Source organism: Pseudomonadota bacterium (assembly GCA_039196715.1).
GTDB lineage: Bacteria > Pseudomonadota > Gammaproteobacteria > CALCKW01 > CALCKW01 > CALCKW01.
Genome location: JBCCUP010000047.1, coordinates 26,123 through 35,641, shown reverse-complemented (window position 1 = coordinate 35,641; position 9,519 = coordinate 26,123). Strand labels below are relative to the sequence as shown.

Annotated in this window: 9 protein-coding genes; 3 read left to right on the top strand and 6 right to left on the bottom strand. The window is 64.8% G+C overall.

Annotated features, from left to right (window positions below; all coding sequences use genetic code 11):
• From AAGA11_15340 to AAGA11_15320, 5 genes are all read right to left on the bottom strand, one after another.
• Positions 1-238: prepilin-type N-terminal cleavage/methylation domain-containing protein (locus AAGA11_15340; GenBank protein ID MEM9604240.1), on the bottom strand; the 238-nt coding region annotated here is incomplete at its 3' end.
• Between the two features lie 103 nt (positions 239-341).
• Positions 342-815: a prepilin-type N-terminal cleavage/methylation domain-containing protein gene (locus AAGA11_15335; GenBank protein MEM9604239.1), complete on the bottom strand. Its 474-nt coding sequence runs from the start codon at positions 813-815 to the stop codon at positions 342-344.
• 278 nt (positions 816-1,093) lie between these two features.
• Positions 1,094-1,660 carry a response regulator gene (locus AAGA11_15330; GenBank protein MEM9604238.1) on the bottom strand — a complete coding sequence of 189 codons (567 nt, stop codon included), beginning with the start codon at positions 1,658-1,660 and terminating at the stop codon, positions 1,094-1,096.
• Positions 1,657-3,168, bottom strand: a complete 1,512-nt coding sequence (locus tag AAGA11_15325; protein ID MEM9604237.1) for a HAMP domain-containing sensor histidine kinase — start codon at positions 3,166-3,168, stop codon at positions 1,657-1,659. The genes AAGA11_15330 and AAGA11_15325 overlap by 4 nt, the downstream gene beginning before the upstream one ends.
• 177 nt (positions 3,169-3,345) lie before the next feature.
• Positions 3,346-4,104, bottom strand: a complete 759-nt coding sequence (locus tag AAGA11_15320; GenBank protein MEM9604236.1) for an outer membrane protein assembly factor BamD — start codon at positions 4,102-4,104, stop codon at positions 3,346-3,348.
• A 56-nt stretch (positions 4,105-4,160) separates the two neighbouring features.
• On the opposite strand from AAGA11_15320, the gene rluD reads away from it, so the two are divergent.
• The 3 genes from rluD to clpB all read left to right on the top strand — a co-directional run bounded on the left by rluD (position 4,161) and on the right by clpB (position 8,543).
• Positions 4,161-5,132 (top strand): 23S rRNA pseudouridine(1911/1915/1917) synthase RluD, encoded by a 972-nt coding sequence (gene rluD / locus AAGA11_15315; GenBank protein ID MEM9604235.1) that lies wholly within the window; start codon positions 4,161-4,163, stop codon positions 5,130-5,132.
• Positions 5,133-5,185: 53 nt separating this feature from the next.
• Entirely contained in the window at positions 5,186-5,863 is a 678-nt protein-coding gene (gene pgeF, locus AAGA11_15310; GenBank protein ID MEM9604234.1) for a peptidoglycan editing factor PgeF, read from the top strand.
• Between the two features lie 79 nt (positions 5,864-5,942).
• Positions 5,943-8,543 carry an ATP-dependent chaperone ClpB gene (clpB, locus tag AAGA11_15305; GenBank protein MEM9604233.1) on the top strand — a complete coding sequence of 867 codons (2,601 nt, stop codon included), beginning with the start codon at positions 5,943-5,945 and terminating at the stop codon, positions 8,541-8,543.
• 43 nt (positions 8,544-8,586) lie between these two features.
• On the opposite strand, the gene AAGA11_15300 is transcribed toward clpB, so the two are convergent.
• Positions 8,587-9,456, bottom strand: coding sequence for a protein phosphatase 2C domain-containing protein (locus tag AAGA11_15300; protein MEM9604232.1), 870 nt, complete (start codon positions 9,454-9,456; stop codon positions 8,587-8,589).
• Between the last annotated feature and the right edge of the window lie 63 nt (positions 9,457-9,519).

Sequence of the window (9,519 nt, the reverse complement as noted above, 5' to 3'; positions counted from 1 at the left end):
CTTGGACCGTTGTGACACACCGGTCCAAGTCGTTTTCGAAATACACGCAGGTCTCCAGCGCCGACTTTGCCAACTTCGCACCCTGGGTAACTTCGACGTAGATTGACTGCCGCAGATGTGTGAGATACATCGGTGTCGCAACGGCAGCAAGGATGCCAATGATGGCAATCACAATCATCAGTTCAATCAGCGTAAATCCCGTTTGAACCCTTCCTGGCCTTTCTTTGAGCTGTCTCATAGAGGTACGGAGCCGTTGAATGAGAGAAAAGCCGGAGGGTAGTCCCTCCGGCTCTTGAAAGGAGCGCTATGAGAACACGGGTTCCCAAGCACGCTCTTGCGACTTAGCAGTAGCCTTGGTCGCAGCCCTGGCCGCTCTCAACCCAGTTGGTGATGAACGCATCACCCGTGGCCGCATCAACGGTGGCTTGACCGGTCAGGATGAACACGTCACCGGCCACGATGCCTTCACCGCCTGCGGGCGTGACAGTGATCTGCGGGTTGCCACCAGCGTTGTCCAGCGCGACTGCACCGACACGAGCACCTGTAGCAGCACGAGTTTCCATGGTCTCAGTGATCTGGGCCGGCTGTGCAGCTGCTGCGACCGCAGCGTTACAGAAGCCAGGCGCGGCACTACCGTGACGCTGGTAGCAGACCTCAACAGCCGACTTGATCGGTGTTGAGGCGAGCTTGATCTCAGAGTAAGCCGCACGGCGCGTGTACTGTGCGTACTGGGGCACAGCGATGGCGGCGAGGATGCCGATGATCGCGATGACGATCATCAGTTCGATAAGGGTAAAACCTTTGTTGAGTTTCATGTTCACGATTCCTGATAGTTGGGGTTGAGTGCTGTTGCACACTCAGGTTATCGGTCCAAATGAAATTCTTTGAATCCGATTGCCTCTGAATCAGCAGCCCATGTGCCACAATGGGGTATCGTGATATTTGTACAATAAAAACAATATGTTATCGGATTGCTGTCCGGCGCATTGGGTCCGATGGACACTTTTTTTACGGCGCGATTGTCAACATGTGACAAAAAGCTCGGCAATTCGTGGTCACATCCTGCAACTTTTGCCTGGTCGGCCGATGGGTCTCACTGAATGTTGTGCTTCTGCAGACGGTAGCGGAACTGGCGGTAGCTCAGGCCGAGCCGTTCGGCCGCGGCGCGTTTGTTCCAGCGAGTGGCTTCCAGTGCTTCGAGCAAGGGCAGTTTGTCCTCGGTCAGCACATCGCCGTTGGCGGCGTCGCATGGCGGTGTCGGCGCCGCAGCGGGTGCAGGGCGCTCGGGAGTGCGTGGCGACTCGGCCAACGTCTCTTTCAACAGGCGCTTCAGTGCGCGCATGTCCACCGGTTTGGTGAGGTAGTCCACCGCGCCCGCACGCAAGGCTGTGACAGCGCTCTCCATGTCACCGTAGGCGGTCAACACGGCACACGGGGTGTTCGGAGCGTGTTCGCGGGCAAAACTCAACAGATCGAGCCCGCTGCCGTCGGGCAGCCGGATGTCGGTCAGGATGAAATCGGGTTTCAAGCGGGTAACCAGCGACTTGGCGTCTGACAGGTGACTCGCCAGCTCACAGTGCAGCTCCGCGCTCTCCAGCGCGATGGCCAGCAGTTCGCGGATGTCCGGCTCGTCTTCGAGGATCAACAGGGTCTTGCTCATGCGGCGATGCCTGTGGCGTGTTGGGCGTCCGGGGCGAGCACGCTCAGGTGGTGCACCCCGTCGCGGTAGTCGTAGGCCAGCGAGAAGCCCAGTTGGTCACACAATTCGCGCACCACATACAGGCCAAGGCCACTGCCGCCCACCGCGGTGGTGAAGAACGGCTCGAACATGCGTGACGTTTGTGCGGGATCCAGCGGCGCTCCCCGGTTGGACACCGTGAGCGTGTGCATCACGCCCACGGCGTCGGTCGCGCTCGACAGCGCCAGGTGCACGGTGTTGTCGGCACCGTGTATCAGCGCGTTTTCGCACAGGTTGTTCACGATGTGAAAAAGGCGTTTTTCGTCGCCCGCGATCAGCGCGGGTGCATCGAACTGCCCCGTCACCGTCAACGCTGCCTCGGGGTGCGTCGCCTGAAACTCGGAATGGAACTCAGCGACCCAGGTGTCGAAATGCGCGTAGCGGTCCGCCGCGACCGGGCGGCTGAGCGTCAGCACGTCGCGCACCACCGCATCGATGCGCAGGGTGTTGCGCTCCATGATCTCGACGATCTGCGCGCGCGGCAGCGCGCAGTCGTCGTCCCGCAGCAGCTGCACGGCTTGCGATATCGCGCTCAACGGGTTGCGTATCTCGTGCGCCACACTGGCGCTCCAACGGCCGAGTGAGGCCAGGCGGCTTTGCTCGGTCATGGCCTCGATCTCGCGCATGTCCATCAACGCCACCAGGGTGTTGCCATCGCGCAGCGGGCTGGTGTGCAGTCGCAGGCTCAGCGATCGGCTCTCGTCGTTCACGACATCCGCACGGGTGCTGATGGCGTCGTGCAAACGGCTGTCGAACTGCGTGAGCTCGATGGGCAGGTCGACGTGGTGGCGTTCGAGCAACATCATCGCGGTCGCGTTGACGAAGCGCACGCGATCCCGGTTGTCGAGCACCACCATGCCCTGTGTCGAGGCGTCGAGTATTTCCTCGGCAAGGTGGGTCATCGACGACAGTTCGCGGTGCTGGGCGCGCAGGGCGTCGTCCGCCTGGCCGATGCGACGCAGGTGCACGGTGCCGAGGTAGGCCACGGCAACGAAGGCCAGGGACAGCGCAAACGTGGCAGGGTATTTGGTCAGCAGCTGACCGTGCACGACGTCGGTTGTCACGACCAGTGCGGTTGCGACACCCGCGACCGGGTAGAGCAGCCGACTGCGCCGCAACAACACGGCTTCGGCAACCGGGATGCAGAGCAGGCTGGCGACCGTCTGGGTCAGACCTTCGACCGAAAGCACCAGCAGCCCGATCACCAGCAGGTCGCTGAACACGTGCGCGCTGACCTGTGTCGAGAAACCCGGCCACCGGCGCCACAGCAGCACCGGCAGCACCAGGCTGATCACGATATAGAGCGAGTTGATCGCAAGGAACGGGGTGCCCGATGGGGTGCTGAACAGGGTGAACAGGTCGGGCTGCGGCAACGCGTAAAACAGGGCGACGCAGAGCAGCAGCCGGAACCAGCAGAGCGTCCGCAGCACCTGCCAGTCCTGCGGCGTTGGCGACTGAGCCGGACTCGAATGCGACGGGGGCGGCGTGGACGGGGGCATTCCCTGTGGGTGCAAATCCGGTGCCCGCGGCTGCCAGGCGGCTCAGGTCTCGGTTGCCCCGTGACACCCGGCAGGCCGGCTGGTGGCGAAGGCCGGGTGCTGGCGCGCTCAGTCGCTGGCGAGTGAGTGATCGGGGTCGGCGGTCGCGATCAGCGCACGCACGGCGTCGGCCTGCTCGCCGAGGCCCTGGGCCCGGTAGCTGTCGTGCAGAATGACCAGACCGTCGACCGTGTAGGCGGAATCCGGGTAGAGCGAGAGCAGCGCACTGACCCGATTCACGGCGCCGACGTAGGCACCGCGGTCGAAGTAGTACTGCGCGGTTTTGAGCTCGTGGCGCGCGCTGGTTTCGACAATTTCGTTGCTGCGGTCGCGCGCGTCGTCGGCCCAGGGGCTATTCGGGTACTGACGAAACACGCCCTGGAACGCTTGCAGTGCCGCCGTCTGGACGCGCTGATCGTAGTCGGCGAAGTCGCGCGGGACGTAAAGGTCGAACAGACCGTCGAGTTTGGCGGCCTCACTGCGACCCACCATGTAGAGTGCGTACGCCCCGTGCGGGCTGCCCGGGTTGAACTTCCGAAACTGCTCCGCCGCCGTGATCGCGAAGTCGTAGTCTTCGCGTTGGTAGTAGGCCAGGATGATGTCGAGCTGCGCTTGCACCGCGTGCGGGTCCTGCGGGTACCGCACCTGCAGGGTTTCCAGCGACACCAGTGCGGCCGCCGTGTCGCCGCGCTTGAGTGCGTCGCGGGCGGCCTCGTACAACGCGTCTGCACTGAGCGAGCGATCCGGTTCGGTCGAGTCGGGCGAGGACGCGCACGCGCTGAGCAGGACCACGGCGGCGAGCCACACACCGAGTGTTGAGCGTTGCATAGAAAGGACCGCTGGCAGATACAATGCAGCCAAGTATATGCCACCGCGCCGCACCCATGTCCGCTCCCAAGTCGACACCCGACCGCCTGTGCGTCAGCCTGCCCGACACGGCATCCGGGGAGCGGCTCGACGTGGTACTCGCTGGCCTATCCGGGCTGTCGCGTAGCCAGGTTCAGCGGTTGATTCGTCAGGGTGAGGTCATCCTTGACGGTGTGGTGGCCGACCGCAAGGTGCGCGTGCTGGGCGGCGAGCGCGTCGAATTGCCCGTGGGTTCCGACGTCGCCCTGGACGAGGAGGCCGATGCCGCGGTAAAGCTCCAGGTTGTCCACCAGGATGCGGACCTCTTTGTCATCGACAAACCGGCGGGCCTGGTGATGCACCCTGCACCCGGTGCGCCTCGAGGCACGGTGCTCAACGGCCTGCTTGCGCTCGACCCGGCGTTGCGCACGCTGCCGCGCGCCGGCATCGTCCACCGCCTGGACAAGGACACCACGGGTCTCTTCGTTGTGGCGCGCTCCGCGCGTGCCTTTGCCAGCCTGACCGAGCAGCTCCAGGCGCGCACCGTCCGGCGTCGCTACCAGGCTGTCGTCGTCGGCACGCCGGTGGCCGGCGGTACGGTGGATGCGCCCATCGGGCGTCACCCTGTCGACCGCAAACGCATGGCCGTGCGGGCGGGTGGGCGCCCTGCGGTGACGCACTACCGCGTGGCTGAGCGCTTTCGCGCCCACACCGTGCTCGACGTAAGCCTGGAAACCGGTCGCACCCACCAGATACGCGTGCACATGGCGCACCAGCGGTTGCCGCTCGTTGGCGACCCCGTCTATGGCGGTCGATTGCGTGTGCCGGCCGGGGCGTCGACCGAGTTGATCGACCGCCTGCGTGATTTCCCGCGCCAGGCACTGCATGCGGTGGAGCTGAGCCTGGTGCACCCGGCTGACGCAGCAACCCACAGCTGGCAGAGCGCACTGCCGGATGACATGCGGCGGCTGGTCGACGCCCTCGCGGCGGACACGGCGGTGCACCGGTGACTTCGGGTTTTTTCACGCCGACATGGTTGGCCCCGTCGCGCGTCAAGGCGATCATGACCACACGACACGGGGGGCTCAGTGCCGCGCCGTTCGACTCGTTCAACCTGGGCATCTACGTCGGCGACCCCGCAGCGAGCGCAAACCGGGCACGGTTGCGCGATCTCGCCGGCCTGCCGGCCGAGCCCGTCTGGCTGCACCAGGTTCACGGCACCCGCTGCGTGAACGCGGGTGATACCGTGGCCGAGACCGACGCCGACGCAAGCTGGACGGCCGACGACCGTGTGGTGTTGGCGGCACTCGCTGCCGACTGTCTGCCGGTGTTGTTTGCGTCGCAAGGCGGCGACTGTGTGGCCGCGGCGCACGCGGGTTGGCGCGGGCTCGCAGCCGGTGTACTCGAGCGCACGTTGAATTCGATGCCGGTCGACACCGACGGTGTCATCGCCTGGCTCGGGCCTGCAATAGGGCCGAACGCCTTCGAAGTCGGGTCGGAGGTGCGCGAGGTGTTCTGCGACGCCATGCCGGCGGATGCCGCGCACTTTCGCCCGGGTGAGCGTCCGGAGCGGTGGTTTGCCGATCTCGCAGGGCTGGCACGTGCACGCCTGGTGCGCGCCGGTGTCGCCCAGGTGAGCGGCGGCGACCGCTGCACGGTCGCCGAGCCGGAGCACTTTTTCTCACACCGGCGAGACCGCGGTGAGACCGGTCGGATGGCGGCGCTGATCTGGTTGGACTGAGTTCGCAACGGGCTTGAAGGGGGGGCGGTCGACCCCATATCTGTCGTCATCAGAATCGCGTAAAACGAGGTCAGCTTCGATGCGAATAGACAAATTGACGGCCCGGTTCCAAGGCGCGTTGTCGGACGCCCAGTCGCTCGCGGTGGGCCGGGATCACCAGTTCATTGAACCCCTGCATGTGCTGGCGGCCTTCCTGTCGCAGTCAGACGGTGGTGTGCGTCAGGTGCTGTTGCAATCCGGCGTCGACGTGGTCGCACTTCAGCGCGACGTCGATCAACGACTGGCGCGACTCGCCAGTGTCTCGGGGGACGGGGTTGATATCCGTGCCTCACAGGCGCTCGGCAGGGTGCTCAACGGCGCAGACAAGTTGGCCCAGGAGAACGGTGATCAGTTCATTGCCAGTGAATTGTTCCTCTTGGCACTGTTGAAGATCGCCCGTGACCCCGCTGCTGAGGTGCTGCTCGCGCACGGCGCCAAGCTCGAGACCGTCGAACAGGTGGTCTCGCGCCTGCGTGGCGGCGAAGCCGTGTCCGACGCGAACGCTGAAGACACGCGCCAGGCACTCGACAAGTACACCGTGGACCTCACGGCGCAGGCGGAGGAAGGCAAGCTCGACCCCGTGATCGGTCGCGACGAGGAAATCCGTCGGGCGATTCAGGTCTTGCAGCGCCGAACCAAGAACAACCCGGTGTTCATTGGTGAGCCCGGTGTGGGTAAAACCGCCATCGTCGAAGGGCTCGCACAACGGATTGTCAACGGCGAGGTGCCCGAGGGCCTGGCAGGCAAGCGTGTGTTGTCGCTCGACCTCGGTGCACTGCTCGCCGGGGCAAAATTCCGCGGCGATTTCGAGGAGCGCCTGAAGGCCGTGCTGAAGGACCTGTCCAGTCAGGACGGTCAGATCGTGCTCTTTGTCGACGAACTGCACACGCTGGTGGGCGCGGGCAAGGCCGAGGGCTCGCTCGATGCGGGCAACATGCTGAAACCGGCGCTGGCGCGCGGTGAGCTGCGCTGTATCGGTGCGACGACGCTGGACGAGTACCGGGAACACATTGAAAAGGACGCGGCACTCGAACGGCGCTTCCAAACCGTGCTGGTTGACCAGCCCTCCGTTGAGGACACCATTGCCATCCTGCGCGGCTTGAAGGAACGCTACGAGTTGCACCACGGTGTGACCATCACCGACCCCGCACTGGTTGCAGCGGCGACGCTCTCACACCGCTACATCAGCGGCCGCCAGCTCCCTGACAAGGCGATCGACCTCGTGGACGAGGCCGCCAGTCGGATCCGCATGGAGATCGACTCCATGCCCGAATCGATGGACCGCTTGCAACGCCGCATCATTCAGTTGCAGATGCAGCGCGAGGCGCTCAAGCGCGAGGAAGACGACGCCACCAAGCGCCGGCTCGACGAACTCGAAACGGAGCTCGGTGAGCAGGAACGGGCCTTCGCTGACCTCGAGGAAACCTGGCGCAGCGAGAAAGCCGCGGTGCAGGGCGCTAGCCAGATCAAGGAACAACTCGAAGCGGCGCGACTGGAGTTCGACGCGGCACGGCGAGCCAGCGACCTTCAACGAATGTCAGAGTTGCAATACGGTACGATTCCGGAACTCGAGCAACAGCTCAAGGCCAGCGAGAATGCGGACACGCAGACCTTCACGCTGCTTCGAAACCAAGTGGGCGACGAGGAGATCGCCGAGGTGATCTCCCGCTGGACCGGTGTGCCGGTGTCCCGCATGCTCGAGGGCGAGCGGGACAAACTGCTGCGTATGGAGTCCGTGCTCGGTGAGGCCGTGATCGGTCAACAGGAAGCGGTGGTTTCGGTGTCGAACGCCATCCGGCGTGCCCGGGCAGGCCTGTCCGACCCGTCGCGGCCGAACGGCAGTTTCCTGTTCCTCGGGCCGACCGGTGTCGGCAAGACGGAGCTCTGCAAGCAGCTCGCGGCCTTCCTGTTCGACAGCGCTGACGCACTGGTTCGGATCGACATGTCGGAGTACATGGAGAAACACGCCGTGGCGAGGTTGATCGGCGCGCCGCCGGGCTATGTCGGCTACGAGACTGGCGGCCAGTTGACTGAAGCGGTTCGGCGCAAACCCTATTCCGTGGTGTTGCTCGACGAGGTGGAGAAAGCACACCCGGATGTGTTCAACGTGCTGCTACAGGTGTTGGACGACGGCCGGCTGACCGACAGCCACGGGCGCACTGTCGACTTTGCCAACACCGTCATCGTGATGACCTCCAACATCGGCAGCGATGTCATTCAGGCACGAGCCGACGAACTCAACCACGACGGCATGAAGGCGGCGGTGTTGCGGGAGGTGCAGGGGGTGTTCAGGCCCGAGTTCATCAACCGGATCGACGATCTGGTGGTGTTTCACGGCTTGGGCCGCAGTGCACTCAAGGCCATTGCGACCTTGCAATTGCAGGTGCTGGTGGACCGCCTGGCGGAGCAACAGATCACCTTGGTGTTCGAGGACGAAGCGCTGGACCTGCTCGCCGAAGCCGGCTTTGACCCCGTCTACGGTGCGCGGCCGTTGCGTCGGGCGATCCAGACGCACATCGAGAACGAACTGGCCGAGCGCTTGCTCGCATCGGACTTCGCCAGCGGCGACTCGGTGACCGTGTCGGCGGACGAGAGCGGTATCGTCTTCACGCGTGCCCGCGCGGACGAGGTCGCGGCTTAGGCGAGGGCGAGGTGCGTCGGCGGCGGCGCGCCTCGGCTCGGTGTCAGTGGTAGTACTCGGCCCGCGTCGCGACCATGCTGATGTTGTCCGTGCCACCGCGCGTGAGCGCGAGGCGCAGCAGCTCGGACAGCGCGTGGTCGAGGTCGCCGTCGGCCAGCGCCCGCGCCATCTCGGCGTCCTCGACGTGACGGTAGAGGCCATCGCTGCAGATCAGGAAAGTGTCACCCGGGCGCGTTGTGGCGAATTCAACTTCGACATCGAGCTGTGAGCTCACGCCGACAGCGCGTGTGATGACGTTGCCCGACGGGTGGTGGCGGGCCTCCATCTCGGTGATCTTGCCGTCGCGGACCAACTGCTCGACCACGCTGTGATCGCGCGAAATACGCTCGATCTCGCCGTCCCTGACGCGGTAGATGCGGCTGTCGCCGACCCAGAGGAAGAAGCAGAAGGGGTCGTGCGCAAACACCACCGCTGCGGTGCTGCCCATGCTGCGTTTGGGGCCCGCGCGCTCCGTGCATTGACGGTGTGCGTGGTGCAGGCGTTGCTCCAGACTGGCGACATTTTCCGCGAGGTCGTCTGCGCGCACGAAATCCACGAGGTTGTCGATGACGGTCTGGCTTGCGAGCGATCCGCCCCAGTGTCCGCCCATGCCGTCCGCAACGGCCCACACGCCTTGCTCCCGGTGGTCCAGGAACGCGTCCTCGTTGGCTTGGCGCACGTAGCCGGTGTGCGTGAGACCCGCCGATGTCCAGCGGATGGCGTCTGCCAGGGGTTCGGCGCCCGTGGACAGGGATGACGCGCTCAACAGCGCCGAAAGTTTGTCGGCGGGGGATTGGTCTGCAGTCATGGGGGTAGCCGTGTTGCGCTGGTCAGCGGGTGTGGTGAGCTGTCGGACGTTGAGGTCGGTGTTCATGCGGACGCCTGCTCCGGGTTCTGTGTGGACCGCTCGTGGCCCGATGGTCGGGATGCGCAACAG

Excerpts from the sequence above, each read along its gene's own strand:
- AAGA11_15335 (MEM9604239.1), bottom strand. The coding sequence starts at position 815 with ATGAAACTCAACAAAGGTTTTACCCTTATCGAACTGATGATCGTCATC.
- AAGA11_15330 (MEM9604238.1), bottom strand. The coding sequence starts at position 1,660 with ATGAGCAAGACCCTGTTGATCCTCGAAGACGAGCCGGACATCCGCGAA.
- AAGA11_15320 (MEM9604236.1), bottom strand. The coding sequence starts at position 4,104 with ATGCAACGCTCAACACTCGGTGTGTGGCTCGCCGCCGTGGTCCTGCTC.
- rluD (MEM9604235.1), top strand. The coding sequence starts at position 4,161 with ATGTCCGCTCCCAAGTCGACACCCGACCGCCTGTGCGTCAGCCTGCCC.
- pgeF (MEM9604234.1), top strand. The coding sequence starts at position 5,186 with ATGACCACACGACACGGGGGGCTCAGTGCCGCGCCGTTCGACTCGTTC.
- clpB (MEM9604233.1), top strand. The coding sequence starts at position 5,943 with ATGCGAATAGACAAATTGACGGCCCGGTTCCAAGGCGCGTTGTCGGAC.
- AAGA11_15300 (MEM9604232.1), bottom strand. The coding sequence starts at position 9,456 with ATGAACACCGACCTCAACGTCCGACAGCTCACCACACCCGCTGACCAG.